Annotated in this window: 20 protein-coding genes; 5 read left to right on the top strand and 15 right to left on the bottom strand. The window is 69.3% G+C overall.

Annotation, left to right across the window (positions count from 1 at the left end):
* Positions 1-3: 3 nt before the first annotated feature.
* Positions 4-1,257, top strand: a complete 1,254-nt coding sequence (locus OG266_RS14030) for a styrene monooxygenase/indole monooxygenase family protein (RefSeq protein ID WP_371545919.1) — start codon at positions 4-6, stop codon at positions 1,255-1,257.
* Positions 1,258-1,377: 120 nt separating this feature from the next.
* Here OG266_RS14030 and OG266_RS14025 read toward each other — a convergent pair whose 3' ends face one another.
* The 5 genes from OG266_RS14025 to OG266_RS14005 form a co-directional block, all read right to left on the bottom strand.
* A complete protein-coding gene (locus tag OG266_RS14025) occupies positions 1,378-1,773 on the bottom strand; it encodes a hypothetical protein (protein ID WP_266454307.1) in 396 nt (131 codons plus the stop codon).
* A 282-nt stretch (positions 1,774-2,055) separates the two neighbouring features.
* Positions 2,056-3,204 (bottom strand): NlpC/P60 family protein, encoded by a 1,149-nt coding sequence (locus tag OG266_RS14020; protein ID WP_371545917.1) that lies wholly within the window; start codon positions 3,202-3,204, stop codon positions 2,056-2,058.
* 102 nt (positions 3,205-3,306) lie between these two features.
* Positions 3,307-3,612, bottom strand: coding sequence for a hypothetical protein (locus OG266_RS14015; RefSeq protein ID WP_266454303.1), 306 nt, complete (start codon positions 3,610-3,612; stop codon positions 3,307-3,309).
* Positions 3,613-3,728: 116 nt separating this feature from the next.
* Positions 3,729-4,454, bottom strand: coding sequence for a TetR/AcrR family transcriptional regulator (locus OG266_RS14010; protein ID WP_266454300.1), 726 nt, complete (start codon positions 4,452-4,454; stop codon positions 3,729-3,731).
* 233 nt (positions 4,455-4,687) lie between these two features.
* A complete protein-coding gene (locus OG266_RS14005) occupies positions 4,688-5,608 on the bottom strand; it encodes a diiron oxygenase (protein ID WP_371545914.1) in 921 nt (306 codons plus the stop codon).
* Between the two features lie 158 nt (positions 5,609-5,766).
* Here OG266_RS14005 and OG266_RS14000 point away from each other — a divergent pair, with 158 nt between their 5' ends.
* Complete coding sequence (locus OG266_RS14000; RefSeq protein WP_371545912.1) at positions 5,767-6,684, top strand: ADP-ribosylglycohydrolase family protein; 918 nt, start codon at positions 5,767-5,769, stop codon at positions 6,682-6,684.
* On the opposite strand, the gene OG266_RS13995 is transcribed toward OG266_RS14000, so the two are convergent.
* The 7 genes from OG266_RS13995 to OG266_RS13965 all read right to left on the bottom strand — a co-directional run bounded on the left by OG266_RS13995 (position 6,681) and on the right by OG266_RS13965 (position 13,496).
* Positions 6,681-7,139, bottom strand: a complete 459-nt coding sequence (locus tag OG266_RS13995; protein WP_371545910.1) for a DUF3291 domain-containing protein — start codon at positions 7,137-7,139, stop codon at positions 6,681-6,683. The genes OG266_RS14000 and OG266_RS13995 overlap by 4 nt on opposite strands.
* Before the next feature lie 74 nt (positions 7,140-7,213).
* Positions 7,214-8,671 carry a penicillin-binding transpeptidase domain-containing protein gene (locus OG266_RS13990; protein WP_371545908.1) on the bottom strand — a complete coding sequence of 486 codons (1,458 nt, stop codon included), beginning with the start codon at positions 8,669-8,671 and terminating at the stop codon, positions 7,214-7,216.
* Positions 8,672-8,693: 22 nt separating this feature from the next.
* Positions 8,694-10,070 (bottom strand): FtsW/RodA/SpoVE family cell cycle protein, encoded by a 1,377-nt coding sequence (locus tag OG266_RS13985; RefSeq protein ID WP_371545906.1) that lies wholly within the window; start codon positions 10,068-10,070, stop codon positions 8,694-8,696.
* Between the two features lie 89 nt (positions 10,071-10,159).
* A complete protein-coding gene (locus OG266_RS13980; RefSeq protein WP_371545904.1) occupies positions 10,160-10,693 on the bottom strand; it encodes an SH3 domain-containing protein in 534 nt (177 codons plus the stop codon).
* Between the two features lie 112 nt (positions 10,694-10,805).
* Entirely contained in the window at positions 10,806-12,128 is a 1,323-nt protein-coding gene (locus OG266_RS13975) for an ATP-binding protein (protein WP_371545902.1), read from the bottom strand.
* Positions 12,125-12,868 carry a hypothetical protein gene (locus OG266_RS13970; protein WP_371545900.1) on the bottom strand — a complete coding sequence of 248 codons (744 nt, stop codon included), beginning with the start codon at positions 12,866-12,868 and terminating at the stop codon, positions 12,125-12,127. The genes OG266_RS13975 and OG266_RS13970 overlap by 4 nt, the downstream gene beginning before the upstream one ends.
* 118 nt (positions 12,869-12,986) lie before the next feature.
* On the bottom strand, positions 12,987-13,496 hold the full coding sequence (locus OG266_RS13965; RefSeq protein WP_371545898.1) for a dual specificity protein phosphatase family protein: 510 nt from the start codon (positions 13,494-13,496) through the stop codon (positions 12,987-12,989).
* A 98-nt stretch (positions 13,497-13,594) separates the two neighbouring features.
* Here OG266_RS13965 and OG266_RS13960 point away from each other — a divergent pair, with 98 nt between their 5' ends.
* The gene (locus OG266_RS13960; protein WP_266454283.1) at positions 13,595-14,398 is read left to right on the top strand and encodes a nuclease-related domain-containing protein; all 804 of its coding nucleotides are present in this window, start codon (positions 13,595-13,597) and stop codon (positions 14,396-14,398) included.
* A gap of 35 nt (positions 14,399-14,433) precedes the next feature.
* On the opposite strand, the gene OG266_RS13955 is transcribed toward OG266_RS13960, so the two are convergent.
* Entirely contained in the window at positions 14,434-15,732 is a 1,299-nt protein-coding gene (locus OG266_RS13955; protein WP_371545896.1) for a vanadium-dependent haloperoxidase, read from the bottom strand.
* 276 nt (positions 15,733-16,008) lie between these two features.
* Positions 16,009-16,896, bottom strand: coding sequence for a non-homologous end-joining DNA ligase (ligD, locus tag OG266_RS13950; protein WP_371545893.1), 888 nt, complete (start codon positions 16,894-16,896; stop codon positions 16,009-16,011).
* 61 nt (positions 16,897-16,957) lie between these two features.
* Between ligD and OG266_RS13945 the strand changes: the two genes are divergently transcribed.
* Entirely contained in the window at positions 16,958-18,025 is a 1,068-nt protein-coding gene (locus OG266_RS13945; RefSeq protein ID WP_266454278.1) for a Ku protein, read from the top strand.
* A 26-nt stretch (positions 18,026-18,051) separates the two neighbouring features.
* Here OG266_RS13945 and OG266_RS13940 read toward each other — a convergent pair whose 3' ends face one another.
* A complete protein-coding gene (locus OG266_RS13940; RefSeq protein WP_371545891.1) occupies positions 18,052-19,815 on the bottom strand; it encodes a beta-ketoacyl synthase in 1,764 nt (587 codons plus the stop codon).
* A 636-nt stretch (positions 19,816-20,451) separates the two neighbouring features.
* Here OG266_RS13940 and OG266_RS13935 point away from each other — a divergent pair.
* On the top strand, positions 20,452-21,168 hold the full coding sequence (locus OG266_RS13935) for an NPP1 family protein (protein ID WP_266463729.1): 717 nt from the start codon (positions 20,452-20,454) through the stop codon (positions 21,166-21,168).
* The last annotated feature ends 180 nt before the right edge of the window (positions 21,169-21,348 follow it).

Here is a 21,348-nt window from a genome sequence, read left to right as displayed (position 1 = left end):
CGCATGCGGAAGATACTCGTCGTCGGAGCCGGCCAGTCCGGACTCCAGCTCGCCCTCGGCCTCCAGTCGCAGGGGTACGAGGTCACCCTGATGTCGAACCGGACGGCGGACGAGATCCGCTCCGGCCGTGTCATGTCGACGCAGTGCATGTTCGACACGGCACTGCAGCACGAGCGCGATCTCCAGCTGAACTTCTGGGAGTCCCAGGCCCCGAAGATCGAAGGACTCGGCGTCTCGGTGGCTGTGCCGGGCTCCTTCGACCCGGGCCCCTCGCAGCGTGCGATCGACTGGGTGGGCAAGCTCGACGGGTACGCGCAGTCGGTGGACCAGCGGGTGAAGATGGCCGGCTGGATGGAGACGTTCGCGCAGCGCGGCGGCCAGCTGGTGATCCACGGCGCGGCGGTCTCCGACCTCGACTACTTCGCCCGTACGTACGACCTGGTCCTGGTGTCGGCGGGCAAGGGCGAGCTGGTGTCCATGTTCGGCCGGGACGCCTCCCGTTCCCCGTACACGGAGCCGCAGCGCGCGCTCGCGGTGGCGTACGTCCACGGCCTGGGCCCGCGCCCGGAGCACCCGGACTACGACGCGGTCCGCTGCAACCTGGTCCCGGGCGTCGGCGAACTCTTCGTCATGCCGACCCTCACCACCTCAGGGCGTGCCGACATCCTCTTCTGGGAGGGCATACCCGGCGGCCCGCTGGACGCCTTCCAGGGCGTCAAGGACCCGGCCGAACACCTCTCCCTGACCCTGGAACTCATGGAGCGGTTCACGCCGTGGGAGCACGCGCGGGCGACGAAGGCCGAACTGACCGACGCGCAGGGCACGTTGTCCGGCCGTTACGCCCCCACCGTCCGTAACCCGGTCGGCCGGCTCCCCGGCGGCGGCCTGGTCCTGGGCGTCGCCGACGTGGTCGTGGCGAACGACCCGATCACCGGCCAGGGCTCCAACTCGGCCTCCAAGTGCGCCGCCGCGTACCTCGCCTCGATCGTCGAGCACGGTGAGAAGGAGTTCGACGAGACCTGGATGCGGGCGACGTTCGACCGGTACTGGGACACGGCGCAGCACGTGACGAAGTGGACGAACGCGATGCTCGGCGTTCCGCCGGAGCACGTCCTGAACCTCATCGGCGCGGCAGGCCAACTCCCGCCGGTGGCCGATCGCTTCGCGAACGGCTTCAACGACCCCGCGGACTTCGAGAACTTCTTCTATGAGCCGGAGAAGACAGGCGCTTACCTGGCGTCGGTCGCCGGATCCTGACAGCCCCCAGTACGAGATCAGGGCCCCTGGACACTGTGTCCGGGGGCCCTTTGCCGGTTGTCACCGCTTGGACGAGCATGCTCGTGAAATCTAGAAGAGCATGCTCGTGAAAGCGCGGGATTACGCGAGGTTGACGGTCTGGGGGCCGGTTGCGGGCTTCTTGATCGGGACATTCTTGACCTTGTACGTATTCACGTCGCCCTCATCGTCTATGCAGACAACCTTGGCGGTGCCGGTCGTGCCGTTCTTCGGAATGCCCGGGAGAGTGACGGTGTACTTCTCGACCGGATCCTCGCCGAGGAGTTCGTCCGAGTCGGCGGTCCCCTTCTTGGGGGTTATCGTCACTATCTGCGGTACTGAATCAGCGAATTTGGCGCAGCTCACGGTCCCAGTGACAGTTACCTTCACGGCGGCGTCAGCTGTGCCGATGGTTGCCACAGATGCAGCGAGCGTCAGCGAGGCCACGACCGCGGCGGGGCCGAGTGCCTTCCTTTTGGTGCTGCTGAAATTCGGCATTTCGGACTCCCGTACTGATTTTCAGACGGCTTTGTCGAGAGTGCCGGACTGTGTGACTGTGCAAGACGCAGACCGCAGCGCTGAATGGCGTATTTCGACGTACGCCGTCATATGGGTCCGCATGGGTGAGCCGATCGAATCCGGCTTTCGACGCCAACTTCCTTATGTGTGGAGAGCACTTCTTCAGGTGTGGCGTTCGTTAATCGAGCCTAGCGAGAGGTGGGAGGCGTGTCCACTTTTGGCCCAACGTGCGTGATTGACGCCTAAAACACCGCGGCGCCCCTAAAGGGGAGCCGGTGCGCCGAAGCCCTCATCCTCACCCTCCATGGCCCCCTCGGGAAGCTTCGGCGGCGTGTAGTGGCCCTTGGGCAGGGCAGATCCCGGATCCGGCCGCACAGCCCCGAGCACCGGATTGGCGGCAATGGGCGAGACCTTGATCTTCGTCCCGGGCCGGGGTGCCTGCACCACAACTCCGTCCCCCAGATACAGGGCGACGTGCGTGGCCTCGGGGAAGTAGACGACCAGATCCCCTGGCCGCAGCTCGCTCAGCGGAATGCGCGGCAGCTGGGCCCACTGCTCCTGACTGGTCCGGGGGATGGGCCGCCCGGCATGCTCCCAGGCCTGTGACGTGAGCCCCGAGCAGTCGTACGTGGCCGGCCCCTCCGCCCCCCACTCGTAAGGCTTCCCGACCTGCTCGACGGCGTACCGGAGCGCCTCCTCGCCCTCCCGCGAGGGCCGCCGCTCCCCGCTCAGCGCACCCGAGGCCATGAACTTCTTCTGGGCCGCGGCCTCCCCCGACTTCTCGAACTCGGCCAGCTCCGCGAGCTGATCGACGGTCAGTGAGGCAAGCAGCTCCTCGACCTCCTTCAGCCGCCCGCGCACCTCGTCCCGCTCCTTCTTCTGCCGTGCGGCGAGGGTGAGTTGACTGTCCAGGGCCTTGCGCGCGTCCCGGGCCAGGGTGTCCGTCCGCTTCTCGTTGCCGACCAGCCGGTCCACGGTCTTGGCCCGCTCGCGAGACAGCTGCATGACCACATGCCCCTGGTCGAGGGCGTGCTGCGGATCGCGGGCGAGCAGCAGCCGCACGTACGGGGAGATCTCACTCCGGCCTTGGTACTGCTGCCGGGCAAGCCGGCCGGCGGCGCCGCGGCTGTCATGCAGGGAGAGGCGCGCCTTGGCCAGCCGACCGTCCACCACCGCCACCTCGGCCCGCTTCTTCTTCAGCTGCTCCTCGGTGGCGTTGTACGTCTCGGTGGCCTGCTCGGCCTCCCGGTACAGCCGCTGAAGATCCGTCAGCAACTCGGCGACAGAACGCGAGCCGGGCTCGGAAGGCGCGGGAACGGCCGAAGCATCGGGCGAGAACACCAACACCACCCCGGCGGTCACCGTAGCCACGGCCGCCGTACAGACCAGACGCAGAAGCCTTCCTGACACGTCATCACCTCCGGTGCGGGGGTGGTCCGTCCACCTCTCACCGGCAGGATCGGGCGCGCGCATCCCGGGCGCGCGCCGGCTGGTCGGTTCGGCCGAAGAAGGTCACTCGTCGGCGTTGGCCTCCGGCGTGGCGTCCGGCTTGCGCCCGGTTTTAGACCAGGGCCACTTCAGCCCGCGCCCCGCAGCCCCCGAGGGGTCGTATTCATACTTCCACCCCTGATGCAGCCCGAGCCGTTTGCTCTGCCCGGCCTGCACCCGCCGGTAGACGAGCACGGTGGGCGGCCCACCACCGGAGTCCGGAACAGGAACCCGATAAGTCTTCGGCGGATGCCCGGTGGCCCCGAGCAGAACAGGCAGCACCCGCCCATCCAGCGGCCCACCAACAAAGGGAGTGTCTTCGCTCTTCACAGCCCCAGTGTCACAAACGCCACCACGACACGAGCGGGTACGCCACTCTCACGGGTGCGCCACTCTCACAGGCGTGCCACTCTCGCGGGCGCGCCACTTCCACCGGCGCGCCCCCCTCACAGCAGCCGCGCCGCGTCCCCGATCACCGGAAGCACCCGCCGCCCCAGCGATCCCACAACCCCGTCCGCACTCTCCACCACGAGCGCGGCCTTCACCACACCGGCGGTCTGCGGATCCCGCCCGGCGGTAGCCACGACCGCCACCACGAACTGCTCGACGAGCCAGTCCCGCAACTCGTCCAGCGGCGGTTCCTTGCCCTCGTCGAGCCAGATGAGCGAGGCGGCCTCCACGGCGGTGATCCACATCCGTACCGTCATCCGCAGCTTCAGCCCCGGTTCCCGCACACCCAGATGATCAAGAATGTGCTCGGCGGCAGCCCGCCGCACCCCGTCCACGATGGCCGTGGTCCGAGACGTCTCGACAACACTCCCGCCCTGCAACAAGGCGCTGAACCCGGCGTCGTGCTGATCCACGAACGCCAGATACCGGTCAAGAGCCCGCGACAGCCGCTGCGTCAGAGCCCCCTCCGGAGGCTCGGCGAAACACTGCTCCAACTCCTCCGCCGCAGACCGAAGCGCAGCCTCGTACAACTGCTGCTTCCCGCCCGGAAAGTACCGGTACACGAGCGGCCGGGACACCCCCGCCGCCTCGGCCACATCATCGAGCGAGACCTCCTCGGGCGCCCGCTGGGCAAAGAGCGACAGAGCCGCCTCAAGCAGCTGACTGCGCCGCTCCTCAACACTCAGCCGACGGTAGGCGGGGGTAGGAGCCGCAGAGGTCATGCCCGGCAGCGTAACGGGCGGACCACCGCACAAGCCCCCACGCCCCCGCAGCCGCCGTACAACGCAAGGGGCCGTGTCGGTACATCAAATGCCCGCATCCGGACGGATCCAAAGCAGACGGCACCTTCCATCCTCACAGTCGATCCGTCCGGATGCGGGCGGATGTACCGGCGCGGCCCCGCCCCCACGACGGCGCCCGGGCGCCACCGGCCGGCACCCGAAGGCCGCACCCGTCAGGCCAGCAGCCCCGACGCCTTCCACAACCGCCGCCCAGCCCCCCGAAGCACCCCGATGTCATCCAGGAACTCGGTCAACCGCTTGGCCCCGGTCTGCATCACATCCCGCCGATGCCCACTGGCCTTCACCTGGGCAAGAGCTTCCCGCTTGTCGAGCCCGACGTTCGTATAGACCGAGGGATTGACGAACGCGACGGAGAACACCCGGGCGAACTCACCCGAGGTCACCCGGGTGAACTCCTGGGACCACCGGGGCGCCGTCACCATCTGCCGCCGCAGCTCCTCCCGCGCGTACCGCACATGCCGGGCCTCCTCCACGACATGAATGCGCGTAACCCCCCTGACAAGGGTCTGCACCCGCTCGTCAGGGAAGGTCAACCGCTGCATCCAGTCCAAGATCTCCTCACCGAGCAGCGTCGCGGTAAAGGACCCCGGAGTCGTAGAAATGGTCTTGAACAGCCGCCCCAGATTCAAATGCGCCCGGCTCACCGGGTAGTAAGGCGTCTCACTCCGGACAATCAGCCGGGCGAACATCTTCGAGTGCCGGCACTCGTCCTCGATCTCGGTCAGCGCATACCGCACATGCGCACTGGTCGCGGCTTTGTCGTAAATGTGCCGCACCAGAAGCTGCATCAGAATGATCTCGAACCAGATCCCCAACGAGGCAAGCGCCGCAGCCTCATGCCGCGACAGAGCGATCCGCTGCTCCAAACTCATCCGCCGCCACAGCGGGGTGTCGTACAGCGACACCAACTCCGGCGGCCAGAACCACTTGCCGTCCTCGAACGGCGCGTCCCAGTCCAGCTCCTCGTCCGGGTCGAAGGAGTGCTTGGCGGAGGATTCGAGCAGCCGCGAGGCCACCTGCTCCCGGTCCTTGAGCAGACCGAGCGCGTCGCGCAGCACATCGGCTTCGATCATCGCTGTCCCCATCCCAAGTCGTACCGGACACCTGCGAGTTACCGGCGGTCACATTTTATGAGACAGCGTGTCAGCAAGCCCGTCAATCCCTCCCACACGACTTGTCGACGCCGAATAAACCCCACCCCCGCCAAGCCGCACCCGGCATCATCACCCCCATGACCGAGCCCTACGAGCCCGCCAACCCCGCCCAAGCGAACCGCCCCGCGGCCCGCCGCAGCCTGGAGGGCCTGGCCCTAGGCGACGCCTTCGGTGAGCGCTGGTTCCCCCTCTTCCGCGACCGCTTCCAGGCGTACGAGGAGATCCGCGCCCGGCGCACACCCCAGGAACCGGAGTGGCACTGGACGGACGACACGGCGATGGCGCTCGGCGTGCTCAGGGTCCTGGACGAGCACGGCGAGATCCGCCAGACGGAGCTGGCCCAGGCCTTCGCCCTCGGCTACGACGCGGACCAGGCCCGAGGCTACGGGTACGGGATGCACGAACTGCTCCCGCGACTCCTCCAAGAACCAGAGCGCTGGCGGGAGTTGGCAAGGGATCTCTTCGACGGCGAAGGCAGCCTGGGCAACGGCGCGGCGATGCGCGTCGCCCCGCTGGGGGCGTGGTTCCAGGACAGCCTGCCGCGCGTGGTCGAGCAGGCGAGACTCTCCGGCGAGGTGACGCACGCCCACCCGGAGGGCATAGCGGGCGCGATAGCCGTGGCGGTAGCGGCCGCACTCTCCGCCCGGGGCGAACTGGACCTGGCCGCCGTCGCGTCCGAGACCCCCGACAGCGCGGTCCGCGACGGCCTGACCAGGGCGGCGGACCTCCCCTTCACCACCGAACCCTGGAAGGCGTCCGACATCCTCGGCAACGGCCATCGAATCCGAGCCGACGACACGGTCCCCTTCGCGACCTGGTGCGCCGCCCGCCACCCGACCGACCTGACCGCCGCCCTCTGGAGCACGGCCGAGGGCTTCGGCGACGTCGACACGACCTGCGCGATCACGGGCGGAATAGTGGCCGCGCGCACAGGGACGGACGACGTCCCGGAGGAGTGGCTGCAACGCAGGGAAAAGGTACCCGGAGCTTCCTAGACGGCCCCGGCAGGGAACGACTTGCGCAGGGTGAACGCGTACGCGGTGGGTCCATGCTCACGCAGGTGAAGGATGCGCTCCTCGGCCTCCGCCACCGTGGGGCGGTGGCCGGCCGGAACCCACCACATGGCGACCATCGCCTCCTCCACCCGCTCGAACCAGTCGCGCCGGCGGGCCAGCAGCTCACGGTGCTGCCCCTGGTACATGAAGGCGGTCAGGGCGTTCGCGTCCCGCCAGGTCGACATGTTGATGATCAGCCATTCGTCGTCGAAGACGGCCAGGTCCGTCGCGTCGCCGGAGTCGCTCTGCAACCGCCAGACGAACCCCTCCGCCGCGTCGGCGACGGCGTTCACGGGGTCGAGTGCCTCGACGAAGTCCTTCAACTGAGGGGAATCCAAAGGCGCTTTGAGCCGGCCAATGTTCACCTGGGCGAGTTCGTACCCGAGTTCAGTCATGAACCGAACGATAGGTCGGCCCGCAGGCCCGCCACACCCCCCTTCTCACGGACCGGACATCACCATCGGCCCGCTCACAGGCCGAGCGCCGCCTCCATCACCGCCTTCGCGATGGGCGCCGCATCCCCACCCCCGCTGATGTCCCCCCGCTCGGCCGCCGCGTCCTCGACGACGACGGCGACGGCCACCGCGGATCCGATGGAGTCGTCGGCCTCGGCCCAGGAGATGAACCAGGCGTACGGAGTACCGGAGTTGCCGATGCCGTGCTGGGCGGTGCCGGTCTTTCCGCCGACGGTGGCGCCGGGGATGGCGGCGTTCGAACCGGTGCCCTCTGTCACCACATCCGTCATCAGCTCACGCAGTCGCAGCGCGGTGGAGGGGTTCATCGCCTGATGCAGCGTCCTGGGCCCGGTGCTGGACACCGTGGCGCCACCCCGGGTCGTCGTCTTCTCCACCAGATAGGGCGACTTGACGGACCCGCCCCCCGCCACGGCCGCCGAGATCATCGCCATCTGAAGGGGCGTGGCCCGGGTGTCGAACTGCCCGATGGAGGACAGTGCCAGCTGAGCACGGTCCAGTCGCATATCGAAGTTGCTGGGCGCGACAGCGAACGGAATCCTCAACTTCCGGTCGTTGAAGCCGAAGTTCGCCGCACTCCGCGTCATGTTCTCCAGCCCCACATCCACACCGAGCTTCGCGAACACGGTGTTGCAGGACCACTCGAAGGCGTACCGCAGCGAAGCGTTCTCGCAGCCCTCGATCTCGTTCGTGAGCGTGGTCGTCGTACCGGGCAGCGTGTACGGGTTCGGTGAGTCGGTCGGCATGTCGACATCCGTGACCACACCCGCGTCAAGCGCCGCCGCGGCCGTCACCACCTTGAACGTCGACCCTGGCGGATACGTCTGCCGGATCGCCCGGTTGAGCATCGGCTTGCTCTCGTCCCCGTTGAGCCGCGCCCAGGCCTCCGCCACCGCGGGGCCCGTCCCGGACAGCACCTCCGGGTCGTACGACGGTGTCGAGACAAGCGCGAGGATCTTCCCGGTGGACGGCTCGATCGCGGCCACCGCACCCCGCCGCGAGCCGAGCCCCTCGTAGGCCGCCTGCTGCGCGGCCGGGTCGAGGGTGGTGACGACCTTGCCGCCGGGGTTTTGGGCGCGCGTGAGGTCGTTCCACAGGGGGAGCGGGGCGAGCATCGGATCGCTGCCGGAGAGGATGCCGTCCTCGGCGTTCTCCAGGAAGGCGGTCCCGTACACCTGCGAGGCGAAGCCGGTGACGGGCGCGTACAACGGCCCGTTCTTGTACGTCCGTTCGTAGCGGAGCTGCTCGCCGCTGTCCTTGGAGCCGGTGACCGCCCTGCCGCCGACGAGGACGTCTCCGCGGGGCTGGCCGTAACGGGCGATCGGTTGGCGGCGGTTGGCGGGGTTCTCGTCGTACGACCGGGCCTGGAAGACCTGGACACGGGTGGCGTTGACAAGCAGAGCGACAAGCAGCACCGCGCACAGGGCGGCAGCTCTACGGATGTAGCGCGTCACAACGCAACGACCTCCCGATGGCTCACGGCGCCCCCGTCCCGTCGTACTGACTCCGCGCCGAGTCGCTGATCCGGATCAGCAGCGCCACGATGATCCAGTTGGTGACGACCGAGGACCCGCCCTGTGCGAGGAACGGCATCGCCATGCCGGTGAGCGGGATCAGCCCGGTCACCCCGCCCGCGATGACGAAGACCTGGAGCGCCACGATCGACGCGAGCCCGACGGCGAGGAGCCGTCCGAAGGGGTCGCGCAGGGTGAGCCCAGCCCGGTAGCCGCGCTCGACGAGGAGGGCGTACAGCAGAAAGATCGCGGACAGGCCGATCAGGCCCAGTTCCTCGCCCGCCGTCGCCAGGATGAAGTCCGACTTGGCGGCGAAGCCGATGAGGATGGAGTGGCCGAGCCCGAGGCCGGTGCCGAGCATCCCGCCGGCGGCGAACGCGAAGAGGGACTGGGCGATCTGGTTGGGCCCTTCGCCCGCCTCGATCGATGCGAAGGGGTGCAGCCACTCCTGCACCCGGCTGTGGACGTGCGGTTCGAGCCAGCCGACGGCGACCGCGCCCACGCCGGCGAGCAGCAGGCCCACCGCGATCCAGCCGGTGCGGCCGGTGGCGACGTACAGCAGGATCACGAACAGGCCGAAGAACAGCAGCGAGGTCCCCAGGTCCCGTTCGAGGACCAGTACGCCCACGCTCAGCAGCCAGATCGCGACGATCGGGCCGAGTACCCGGCCGGTGGGGAGCTGGAGCCGTTTGAACCGCCAGATCTGGCGGCCGGTGTACGCGAGCGCGTTGCGGTTGGCGGCGAGATAGCCGGCGAAGAAGAGCGCGAGCAGCACCTTCGCGAACTCGCCCGGCTGGATGGAGAATCCGGCGATCCGGATCCAGATGCGGGCGCCGTTCACGGCGGGGAAGAAGATCGGCAGCGTCAGCAGGACGAGTGCGGTGACGACGGAGACGTAGGTGTAGCGCTGCAAGACGCGGTGGTCGCGCAGGAAGAGCACGACCGCGATGAAGAGCGCGACGCCGAGCGTTGACCAGATGAGCTGGATGGGGGCGGCCTGGTCGCGCGGGGTCTCCAGGTCGAGCCGGTAGATCAGCACCAGGCCCAGGCCGTTGAGGAGTACGGCGATGGGCAGCAGCAGCGGATCGGCGTACGGCGCCCTCAAGCGGACCGCGAAGTGGGCAAGGAGTGCGAGCACGCCGAGCCCGGCGCCGTAACCGGCGGCGCCGGGCGGGACGGTGCCGTTCTTCGCGAGACCGACAGCGCAGTAGCCGTACACGCAGAGCAGAACGGCGAGGACGATGAGGGTGAACTCGATGCCACGGCGCCGGGGCAGGCGTACAGCGGGGGTGGGCGGCTCCGCTGCCACGGTCGTTCCGGACATTCCGGCCTTGATCATGTCCGGAACGTAGCAAGCGGAGTTCCTGATGTCCCGTTATGTAGTGATAAACGGGCTGTTCCGGTGCACCTTGCGCACCGCCTGCGGGCTCAGCACCAGCGGGGAGCCGGGCCGATGTTGTCGATGTAGCGCGCCGCACCCCAGGCCCAGGTGCCGTCGGTGAGCTGGTACCAGAGGCGGTTGCCGTCGACGGACTGGCCCGAGGTCTTGCAGAAGATGTGCACGATCTCGCCGTACCTCGCGACGCGGAGCACCCGGCTGCCACGGTTCGGGGCGGTGCGCAGGGCGAGTCCGCCGCGGGCGCTGATCCGGCCCTTGTAGCGGCGCGGGTCGTTGTCGCGACTGTCACCCCGTCCGTTCTCCGAGTCGCGGCCGTCGTCGTCCCTGCCGTCGAACCTGCCGTCGTCCCTTCCGTCTTCCCTCCCGTCGTCCCTGCCGTCCTCTTCCCAGTCACGGCCGTCGCCGTCGTCCCGTCCGTTGTCCCACTCGCGGCTGTCGCCGCTCCCGGGGTCCCAGTCGTCGTCGGCGAGGGCGGGGGTGGCGCCGGCGAGTGCGATGAGGCTGCCGGCGGCGAGAGTTATGGCGAGACGTGTGTACGTGGACCGCAGGGGTTTGGGGGACATGGGGGGCTCCTCCAGGAAAGGGGGCGAACCTGACTAATCGCCACATTAGGAGCGGGCCGGGGCGCGCGCAGGTCACACTGCGCCATCGGGGATCCAGAGGTGCTCAGAGCCTTCAGGGAGCTGCGGGGCCATCGGGGTGAGGAGCCCCCGGGGGCCCGGGTTGCTGCGCGGACTGAGGGAGCGTCAAGGTCGCCACCGCCCCGCCGTCGGGAGCGTTGGCGAACGCCAGCCGCGCGCCAAGGACCTCTGCCTGGCCGAGGGCGATCGTCAGCCCGAGCCCGTGCCCCTTCGAACCGCCCTCGGTCCGGAACCGCTGCGGCCCGTGCTCCACGAGGTAGTCCGGGTAGCCGTCGCCGTGGTCCCACACGGTGACGACCGGGCCGTCGACCGCCAGCACCACCGGCCCCCGCCCGTGCTTGTGCGCGTTGGCCACCAGATTCCCGAGCACCCGCTCCAGCCGGCGCCGGTCGGTCTCCACGCGCGTGTCCCGTACGACCCGGACCTCGGTCTCGGTCCCCGACGCCCGCACCACCCGCTCGGCCAGCGGAACCAGCGGCTCCGAGTCCAGGTCGAGCCGCTCACTCCGGGCGTCGAGGCGGGAGATCTCCAGCAGGTCCTCGGTGAGCGTGCGCAGCGCGGCGACCCGGTCGCGCACCAGCTCGGTCGGGCGCCCCGGCGGCAGCAGCTCGGCCGCCGCGTGCAACCCGGTCAGCGGGGTCCGCAGCTCGTGCGCCACGTCCGCGGTGAACCGCTGCTCGCTCAGCAGCTTGCCCTGCAACGAGGAGGCCATGGTGTCGAGGGCGGCGGCCACGGCGGCGACCTCGTCCTGGCGGCCCGAGCCGGAGGCGAGGGGGGTGACGACGGTACGCGGGTCGTTGACGCGCGCGTCCAGGTCGCCCGCGCTGATCCGCCGCGCGACCCGCGCCGTCGCGTGCAGTCGCCGGGTCACCCGGGTCACCGCGAACGCCCCCACAAGCAACGTCGCCCCGATCGCCAGCGCCGAGGACCACACGATCGCCCGGTCCAGCGCCTCGATGGCGTGCGCGCCCTGCGAGTAGTCGAACTTGACGGCTAGCGCGCGCCCGCCGTCGGCCGGTCCGGCCGCCCACATCGTGGGGTGCCGGTCCTGGTCGCTGCTGACCATCGTGCCGCGCCGCCCGTCCGCCGCCAGCTCGCGCAACTGCTTCGGCAGCCCGGGGAGATCGACGCCCGCGCCCGGCGGAAGCCGGTCTCCAGCCTCGTACGCCGTCGTCACCTCGGTGAGCCGGGCGAGTGCGCGGCCGCGCGCCTCACCGACGGTCTGGTTGGTCACCGAGACGTGCACGAGGACGCCGAGGAGGGCGGCGAGGCCGCAGCACATCACCGTGATGAAGGCGGCGGCCTTCCAGGTGAGGGTGGCGGTCCACTGGGGGAGGCGCCGGAGGGGGAGTCTCATGAGGCGCTCGGGGAGGCGCTCGGCGTGGCGGCCGGGGACCTGGACGGCGTGGGTGCCCCGGTGGAGCTGCCGACCCGCAGGATCTCGTCGCGCGTCGCCAGCATCGCGTGCTGGTGCGTGTCCCAGGACCAGACCGTGCGGTACTCGTAGCCGGGCAGGGTGGACGCGGCCCGGACGACCAGCTCGCGGCCCGCGAACTCGACGCCGATCACGGCGTCCGTGGTGTTCATGACCTGGACAAGACGATGCTTCTCGAAGGTGTAGACGCGCACGGTCAGCTGGTCCCCGGGCACCGTGAAGCCGAGCACCAGGTCGTCCTTGCCGTCGCCGGTGAGGTCGCGGTAGTACGCCTGGAGGACCGGGCAGCCCTTGCCCCGCGCGCCTGACGGGCCCCCGCAGTCACCGAGCCGCTCCGCGGTCTCCGGGTACAGCGCCGTCCGGCCGGTGTACTCGTCCGGGTGGGCGGCGACCTGCGCCTCGATCACCGAGACCGGGTCCAGCTCGTGGATGTCGTCGTTCTTCACCGCGATGCCCTTGACGACCTCGGTGTCCGCCTCGCCGTAGTCGAGCGCGGGCGTCGTGGCGGGTGCCAGTGTGGGCCACAGCTGGGAAGGGCCCACGGCGGTGGGTGTCTCGCCGGCGCCGCGCAGATCGCCCGGGTCGCCGCAGCCCGCGAGCGCGAGCAGCGGGACTGCGGCGAGCAGGGCGATCGCCCTGGGCACACGGCGGCTGTGGGTCACTGCACTCCAGCGAGGGAAACGGGAGGCGAGCGGCTCGCCCCGCACACCATATTCGTAGGGAAGTCCTTTTTGTTCACCGGCTGGACCCCGGTGCGGCCGGTGAACGGCCGCGCGAGTCTCACGGCTCCGCCAGCTCCTCCAGGAGCCTGGCCGTGGTGAGCCCGGCCCGCAGGTACTCCACGAACAGCTCATTGTGCAGCGCCCACGGCGAGCGCCGGGTCCGGATCAGCTGTATCGCCTCGTCTGCGGTGTGTCCCGCGCGCATCAGCGCGTGCGCGACCACGAGACCGGAGCGGTTGTAGCCGTGAAAGCAGCGGACCAGGACGCGGCGCCCGTCCTCCAGCGCGTCGTCGGCGGCCTGCGCGAGACGGATGACGCCCGCCAGCTGCGTACCGTCGAGGGGCCCGTCGGGGACCGGCCACACATGGTGCTCGACGCCCGGGTCCGGCCCGTGCCCCGGCAGCCGCAACAAGGTCAGGACCAGGTCGAACTCATCGTGTACGACGGCGAACTCCGGCTCTCCGGAGCGTCCCGTGAACGCGTGCCCGCCCATCCACAGGCCGGGCACGATCTCGCTCCACGGGCTGTCCGGAGCCGGCACATCCGACGGCCTTCTGCGGGTCCGCAACGACGCCTCCCACCAACTCCCCCAACTGCTCACAAAGGTAACCGGCTTCTTGCCCCTGGAGCACCCCGCCTGTTCCCATGGTCGTGGGGTGATGGTGCATGAACGGACTGCGCGTCATACCGACCTGGCGTCATGGCCAGGAGCGGTTGTACGTCTGCTTCACGGACGGGAGGAACGTCGCCTGGTACGACCGTGAGTCGGCCCGGGTCAATCTGCTCAGCGAGGAGCGCAGAGAGGACGTGCTCGACGCGCTCGGCCCGTTCCTGACCGGCCCGGTGACGGTGGGACCACCTCCCGTCCCCACCCCGGCTGAGCTGGCCCGCCTCACCCTGCACCCGGACGACGACCTGGCGCCGAACCGCCCGGGCGAGGCGCTGCTGATCGCCCTCGACCGCGACCCGGGCCCGGCCCACCGCCTGCGCCCCGATCCCCGCCGCCGAGCGCTCGCGGCGGAGCAGGCCGCGGGCGACGCCCTCGACCACCTGGAGGGCGCGGGCTGGCACACCCTGCACTCCCTCCCGCTCCCGGGCGGCGACCGCCTCCACCACCTGGTCATCGGCCCGGGCGGCCTCTTCTCCGTACGCGCCCTGTACGCCCGTAAACAGCGCGTCCTCGTGGCCGACCCGATGGTCACCGTCGGCCGCCGCGAACCGCACCCCCTGCTCCGCCGAGTCCGCGCCGACGCCGACCGCGCCTCGTACGCACTGACGGCCGAGGTGCGCCCCGTCCTGGCCGTGGCAGGCCCCGCCGACCTCGACGTCGCGGCGCCCCTCCGCGGGGTCCGAGTCCTCCAGGACACGGACCTCGCGGGCCTGGCCCGCCTCGGCGGGGTCCTCAAACCGGCGGACGTGGAGGCGCTGCACGCGATGGCGCGCGATCGGCATACGTGGACGAGGGTGTGAGCGTTTCCTACCGCTCGTTTCCTACGGCTCGCTTCCTACCGCTTGTGATGCAGCGGCTGGAAGTAGTGGCCGAGTGCGTAGGTCCCGATGTGCCTGCCCACCCGGTTGCCCACGATGTCGGCGGTCCGGAAGTGGATGCCCTCCCAGACCCGGGCGTTGATCACGTCACGGTTGAAGTCGGCCGAGTCGGTGTACGTACGGGTGGTGCCCGTCACCGCCGATGAGACCCGCAAGTCGATGTCACCGCCGGTCAGGCGGTCCAGGACGCTCATGACGGCACCGTCGTTGGCGCAGTGGCCGCCCATGTACTCGGGGTACGGAGGCGTGTTGGCGAGCGGCAGCCAGGACGGGTCGGCCTCGGTGGCGGGGTTGCCGTCGGTGTCGGCCAGTCGGATCGCCGTGATAGGGCGCCAAAGGGCGTAGGTGAACTTGGAGTTCCATGTGGTGATCGTCGCGTCGGCGGAGGCCGTGCCGGCGGCGGCGAACAGCCGGGCCGCCTCGACGATGTCCAGCCCGTGCCGTGCGGTGTAGTCGCGGTAGGCGGCCTGGAGTTGTTGCGGCAGGGGGTCGGTGAAGAAGAGCGCTGTCTCGGTCTGCTTCGCCGTCCGCACAGTGCTGGTCTTCGCGCCCATCGCCTTCACCTCGGCGAGGTCCCTGGCGTAGCGCTTGGATGTCAGCTCGGGCGGCGGTCCCGGCATGAACTGGTCCGGCGAATCGAGGAGCATCGGCCGCACCTTCGCCATCCACGGGTTGATGAAGGGCGTGTGGTTCGGCAGGGTGGGCCGCCAGACGCCGGGGGCGGGCTGCTTGTCGAACGTCACGGTCGCGCCGCGCCCGTCGTTCTCCCGAAGCTCGACGAGCCGAGCCGCCGCCCGCTCCCCGAACGCGACACCTTCGTCCTCCGGCTTCCCGTCGGGAACTTTCTCCAGCGACGCGGTGTAGGCGGCGTCGATCCTGGCCTGCGACCTCGGGAAGTACGTCAGGAGCACGCGACGGGCAGCAGCCGCGGCGGCCGCCGCGGACGACGCGGTACGCGGGCCACGCTCATGCCACTTGTACTGGGCGTACCGGCCCTCGATGCCCACCACCGCGTTGTACACGGCAGCCGACACAAAGCCGTACCAGATGAACGGCTCGGCAGTCGGCCGCTGCGCGTCCCCACTGACCACGGCGACAGCGGTCTCACTCCAGTCCCGGATCACATCGGAACTCGCGGCCCGCACCGGGGCGGCAGTGGAGGCCCAGGGCGAGGACGAGACCCCGAGAGCGAGAGCGGTGAACCCGACGACGAGTGCGCGGGGGAGGGCACGGGAGGGGGGCGGTGTCGCTTGCATGCGGCTCCTTTGGCAGTGGGTTTTCGCCCTGGCCGGGCGTAGATCTTTCAGCTCGGCCGGGGAGATCTTTGAGCCCGTCGGGCGTCTGAAGACGAGGTAGTGCCGTCCCGATCCCCCACCCACCCGTCGGGGCTGCACTTTTCAGCCTGGCCGGGGGAGATCTTTCAGCCCGTCCGGCGTTTGAGGACGAGCCCTTCGGGCGAACGGGGGTCTGGGGGCGGAGCCCCCAGGAGCAAGGGACGGGTAGGGGCGGAGGGGGCGAAAACCGCCTTCCACTCACGGCGGCGGCAGCCCCCGAGCGACCCCCCGGTCGAGCAAGGACGCAAGCAGATCCCCGTACTCCTCCACCCGCGAAGCGACGTCCCCCGCCTGAAAGGCCAGTTGGGAGCCGGCCCGGCAAGACGAGACCTCCCCCCAGGTAACCGGCGCCGACACCGTCGGCTCCGCCCGCGCCCGCAACGTGTACGGCGTCGCCGTAGTCTTCCGCGCAGCGTTCTGACTCCAGTCGACAAACACCTTCCCCGCCCGAAGATTCCGCGCCATCCGGTGCACAACCAGCCGAGGCATCACCTTCTCCGCCTCCACGGCCAACCCCTTGGCGTACTCCGTCACCCGCCCGGAGGGCGTCGACTCCAGCCCCGCCAGCAGATGCAACCCCTTCGCCCCGGACGTCTTCGCGTACGCCTCGACCCCGTCCGCCGCCAACCGCTCCCGCAGCCACAGCGCGACCTCGCAGCACTCCACGACGGTCGCCGGCGCCCCCGGGTCGAGATCGAAGACCAGCCGGTCCGCGTCCCCCGGCGCCCCGATGAGCCATTGCGGCGTGTGGAACTCGGTGACGAGGTTCGCCGCCCACATCAGACTCGCCAGGTCCTGGACCAGCACCATCCGAGCCGGCCCCTCCGACCGCGGCACCTCGGCGGTGGTGACCCACTCGGGCGTACCCGGCGGCACGTTCTTGGCGAAGAACACCTGGCCGTCGGGCCCGTCCGGATAGCGCAGGAAGGACACCGGCCGGTCCCTGAGGTGAGGCAGCAGAACCTCGGCGACCGTCGCGTAGTAGTGCAGCACCTCGCCCTTGGTGAAGCCGGTCGCCGGATAGAGGACCTTCTCCAGATTGCTCAGCGCGAGCCTTCGCCCCTCCACCACTGTGATCGGCGTCATACGATGACAATCTCACCAAACGATAAGAAATTGTCTGAAACCAGCTGCAATCGAGTGGAAGGTGCTGCACGTGCGATCCATATGGAACGGCGCCATCTCCTTCGGCCTGGTCAGCATCCCGATCAAGCTCGTGAACGCCACGGAGAGCCACTCGATCTCCTTCCGCCAGGTCCACCTCGACGACGGCGGCCGCATCCGCTACCGCAAGTTCTGCGAGGCGGAGGACCGCGAGGTCACGACAGGGGAGATCGGCAAGGCGTACGAGGACGCGGACGGCACGCTGATCCCGATCACGGACGAGGATCTGGCCCAGCTGCCCATCCCGACCGCCAGGACGATCGAGATCGTGGCCTTCGTACCGGCCGACCGGATCGACCCGCTCCAGATGGACACGGCGTACTACCTGTCCGCGAACGGCGTCCCCGCCGCCAAGCCGTACACGCTCCTGCGCGAGGCCCTCAAACGCAGCCAGAAGGTCGCCATCGCGAAGTTCGCCCTGCGCGGCCGGGAACGCCTGGGCATGCTGCGCGTGGTCGACGACGTCATCGCCATGCACGGCCTGCTCTGGCCGGATGAGATCCGCGCCCCCCAGGACGTCGCGCCGGACACCAGTGTCACCGTCCGCGACAAGGAACTGGACCTGGCGGACGCCCTGATGGACACCCTCGGCGAGGTGGACCTCGCCGACCTGCACGACGACTACCGCGAGGCCCTGGAAGAACTCATCGCCGCCAAGGCCTCCGGTGTGGAGGCCCCCGCCGCCCCCACCGGTGAGAAGACCGGCGGCAAGGTACTCGACCTGATGGCCGCCCTGGAGAAGAGCGTGCGCGAGGCCAAGGAATCGCGGGGCGAGGGCGAGGAAACGGGCGAAGCCGCGGAGGTCACCCGCCTCCCGGCGCGTACGGCCGCTCGCAAGTCGGCCCGTACGGCTCCCAAGGAGGTCGGCGGAAAGAAGTCGACGGCGAAGAAGACGGCGGCCAAGAAGACAACGGCGAAGAAGGCGACGACGGCTACGACGGCGAAGAAGCCGGCCTCCAAGACGACGGCCCGGGCAGCCACGAAGAAGACCGCGGCGAAGAAGGCGGCGGCAGCAAAGAAGACGTCACCCCGAAAGCGCACGTCGGCCTGAGCCGCCCTGTTGTGGGCATTCTTCGGTCAAGCGATCCGCCGCAACGCCAGCACCGCGTTGTGCCCGCCGAACCCGAACGAGTTGCTGAGGGCGAGGTCGCCGAGGGCGGGCAGCGGCCGCGGACTCTTGGTCACCACGTCCAGTTCGATGGCGTCGTCCTGTTCCTCGCAGCCGATGGTGGGCGGAATCAGGCCGTGGTGGAGCGTGAGCACGGTGGCGACGGCTTCGACCCCGCCCGCGGCGCCCTGCAGATGACCGAGGTGACCCTTGAGCGCGGTCACCGGGACCCTCCCGCCGAGTACGGCCCGCAGCGCGCCTGCCTCGGCGAGGTCACCGTCGGGGGTGGCGGTGGCATGGGCGTTGACGTGCACGACGTCCACGACATGGGCGCCGGCGTCCCGTACGGCCCGCCGCAGCGCGAGCGCGACGCCGCTGCCCGAAGGGTCGGGCGCGGCCATGTGGTAGGCGTCCGCGGACAGTCCCCACCCGGCGGCCTCGCAGTAGATACGAGCTCCACGGGCCCGCGCGTGCTCCTCGGCCTCGAGCAGCAGGAAGCCGGCCCCCTCGCCGTTGACGAAGCCGTCGCGGTCCTTGGCGAAGGGCCGGGAGGGGCTGGTGGATCCGAGACCGTGGGTGGACAGCGCGCGCATCGCGGCGAACGAGGCCATGATCGCCGGGGTGACCACGGCCTCCGCGCCGCCGGCCAGGGCGACATCGACATGCCCGTACCGGATGCGGTCGATGGCCTGCCCGATGGCCTCGGTACCGGAGGCGCAGGCGCTGGTCACGGTGCGGGCCTCGCCGGTGATCCGCAGCGCGAGCGACACCTGGGAAGCGGCCTGCGAGGGCACGGTCATCGGCGTGGTCAGCGGTGACACGGCACGCGGCCCTTTGTCCCGCAGCTTGCGGTCACCGCCGACGAGCACGGAGGCATCACCGAGGATGGCCCCGACACTGACCCCGACCTGCTCGGGTTCGAGCCCGCTCTCGACCGTCCCGGCCACGTCGAACCCACCGTCCTGCCAGGCCTCGCGCGCCGCGATCACCGCGAACTGCGCGGCCCGGTTCATCCGCCGAGCCTGCGGCCGAGGCAACAGCCCGACGGGATCGACAGGCACACTGCCGGCGATCCGCACGGGCAGCTCGGCGAACTCCTCGCCCTCCAACTCCCGTATCCCACAACGCCCTTCAACCAGCCCCTCCCAGAGCGGGTCCACCCCCACACCGAGCGGCGTGACGGCCCCGAGCCCGGTGACGACAACCCGCCGAGGCGCGGCGCCGGCGGCGGCCGCCCGACGCGGCCGGGGGAGATGCCGTACGACATGCCCCTCCGCGACCTCCCGAGCGACCCGTTCCCGCAGCCCCGAGTCCGACACGGGCTCCTCGACCCGACTCTCCAGGTCCCGGTACCACTGACCCCACCGGCGGCTGTACGACTCCTCGACGGCCCGGGGGTCGACGGCGCGCAGCGAGGTGACCCGATCCCCGTCCCGGAATTCCACCACCTCAAGATCGGCGGAACCGATCTCCGGAATTCCGGCGACATCCATCCGCCGACACCCCACCGTCACTTGGTGATCCCGCTGAAACACCCGATCGTGATCGCTTCCGCCGAGCGGCGGCCGCAGCGCCAGCCGAATGGTCTGCGGGTTCTCGGGCAAGGTGTGCATCACCACGTACCACCTGTCCGCCGCCACATCCTCTTCCGACAGAGCGAGAAGATCACCGGGAATCACTTCAGCGACGGTGACGGGGTGGGGCTGTACGGGGACATCAGCAGAATTGCGCATGTGAGCGGGATCTTTCTGTGCCAGTTGGAACGGGGAAGGAACGGGGAAATATCCGTCCCAACTGTCAACGACAAAAAACCACTTGTATAGATGCACCTGCCACTAATGTGCGCAATATCACCCAAAGCGAAGCTTCATGGTCAACTCTGGGCGAAGGTCATGTTCGGAGGGCGGGGCGGCGCCCCGAGCCCCTCGCGGCGATGCCCGCACACGGTGGGTACTGGCTGCGAGGGCCGCGACGCGAAATCGTTTTCTATGCAAATTCTGTGGGTCTCGCAAAGTGCCCCGAATGCCGTTTAGGGGAAATTCCCTTCTTGGTATTTTCGCTTGCAACTGGCAGTTTCCCCAGGTATTTTGATGCCGCGTCACACGGATAAGGATCCACCCCCCCCACCGAATTTATTCCCCCCAATGAGGCTCCGGTTCACCGGGAATTCCTTTGCCGCACAAGAGGCGTTGATCTCGCCGCAAGGAATGCCGGAAGCCGGCTCTTGCCTCCCCCACCCCCCGCAGTGTTGAGGAGTTGGTGTGCGCAGCACGCTGTCGTCGACGACGAACCCCGAGAGAACCTCACCCCGTCCGAAGCGTCCGTCCAGGAGACTCGGCTGGTCCGCGCTCGCGAGTGCCGTCAGCGCCATGGCGCTGGTCGTGGCGCTCCCGACAAGCGCGAGTGCCAACGTCCTCACGCTGCTGCCGCAGAACGCAGGCGGCACCGAGCAGACGTTCTCACCCGCCTACGACTATGACGGGGACGGTTGCTACGCCACCGCCGCCATCGGCGCCGACGGCACCATCAACCCCGGCCTGGCGCTGGGCGGCGATGTGAACGGCCACTGCCACGACCTGGCCCAACTGAACAACGCCAACACGTACGCACGCGTGAAGACGAACAACGGCTGGTCCGCGGTCATGTATGCCAGCTACTTCGAGAAGGATCAGGCCACCCTCGGCCCCGCGGCCATCGGACACACGCATGACTGGGAACACGTCATCGTGTGGATCAACAACAACCAGGTCCAGTACGTCTCGGTGTCGCAGCACTCCACCTATCAGACCCTTCCGGCCTCGTCGATCCTCTTCAACGGGACCCACCCGAAGATCGTTTACCACAAGGACGGCGTCTCAACTCACGACTTCCGCTTCGCCAACACCAATGACGACCCGCCGGAGAACGCCACCGGCGGCTGGTTCTTCCCGCGCCTCATCGGCTGGGACGGCTACCCGGCCGGCTACCGCGACAAGCTCATGACCGCCAACTTCGGCGACGCCACGATCAAGATCAACGACAGCAACTTCAGCTGGGCTCTCGCCGCCACCCTGCCCGCCGGAATCCCGTTCGACCCCTGGGCCTGAGACCGGGACTCCGGAGCGTTGCGGGTCCCTCCCGGTTTGAGGCCGGTGAGGGGGAGAGCTGGTGAGGGGCTGACTCGGCACGAGTACGGCGACTGTGGATCATGGAGTTCCCCGCGCTTCAGATCCGCCAGACAGGTCGCCGTGCTCGTTGTTGCTCCATCAACTCCCATGTCCTCACTG

Origin of the sequence: Streptomyces sp. NBC_00554 (assembly GCF_041431135.1) — a bacterium.
In the GTDB taxonomy this organism is placed as follows: domain Bacteria; phylum Actinomycetota; class Actinomycetes; order Streptomycetales; family Streptomycetaceae; genus Streptomyces.
The sequence above is the reverse complement of the archived record's forward strand: the minus strand, read 5'-3'. Positions and strand labels throughout refer to the sequence as shown.

Bases quoted from the DNA above. Each gene is read 5' to 3' on its own strand.
- OG266_RS13935 (WP_266463729.1), top strand. From the start codon at position 20,452: ATGGCGCTGGTCGTGGCGCTCCCGACAAGCGCGAGTGCCAACGTCCTC.
- OG266_RS13985 (WP_371545906.1), bottom strand. From the start codon at position 10,070: ATGATCAAGGCCGGAATGTCCGGAACGACCGTGGCAGCGGAGCCGCCC.
- OG266_RS14005 (WP_371545914.1), bottom strand. From the start codon at position 5,608: ATGATCGAAGCCGATGTGCTGCGCGACGCGCTCGGTCTGCTCAAGGAC.
- OG266_RS14010 (WP_266454300.1), bottom strand. From the start codon at position 4,454: ATGACCTCTGCGGCTCCTACCCCCGCCTACCGTCGGCTGAGTGTTGAG.
- OG266_RS13995 (WP_371545910.1), bottom strand. From the start codon at position 7,139: ATGACTGAACTCGGGTACGAACTCGCCCAGGTGAACATTGGCCGGCTC.
- OG266_RS14025 (WP_266454307.1), bottom strand. From the start codon at position 1,773: ATGCCGAATTTCAGCAGCACCAAAAGGAAGGCACTCGGCCCCGCCGCG.
- OG266_RS14000 (WP_371545912.1), top strand. From the start codon at position 5,767: ATGACCGAGCCCTACGAGCCCGCCAACCCCGCCCAAGCGAACCGCCCC.
- OG266_RS13960 (WP_266454283.1), top strand. From the start codon at position 13,595: ATGAACGGACTGCGCGTCATACCGACCTGGCGTCATGGCCAGGAGCGG.
- ligD (WP_371545893.1), bottom strand. From the start codon at position 16,896: ATGACGCCGATCACAGTGGTGGAGGGGCGAAGGCTCGCGCTGAGCAAT.
- OG266_RS13955 (WP_371545896.1), bottom strand. From the start codon at position 15,732: ATGCAAGCGACACCGCCCCCCTCCCGTGCCCTCCCCCGCGCACTCGTC.
- OG266_RS13980 (WP_371545904.1), bottom strand. From the start codon at position 10,693: ATGTCCCCCAAACCCCTGCGGTCCACGTACACACGTCTCGCCATAACT.
- OG266_RS13940 (WP_371545891.1), bottom strand. From the start codon at position 19,815: ATGCGCAATTCTGCTGATGTCCCCGTACAGCCCCACCCCGTCACCGTC.
- OG266_RS13975 (WP_371545902.1), bottom strand. From the start codon at position 12,128: ATGAGACTCCCCCTCCGGCGCCTCCCCCAGTGGACCGCCACCCTCACC.
- OG266_RS14030 (WP_371545919.1), top strand. From the start codon at position 4: ATGCGGAAGATACTCGTCGTCGGAGCCGGCCAGTCCGGACTCCAGCTC.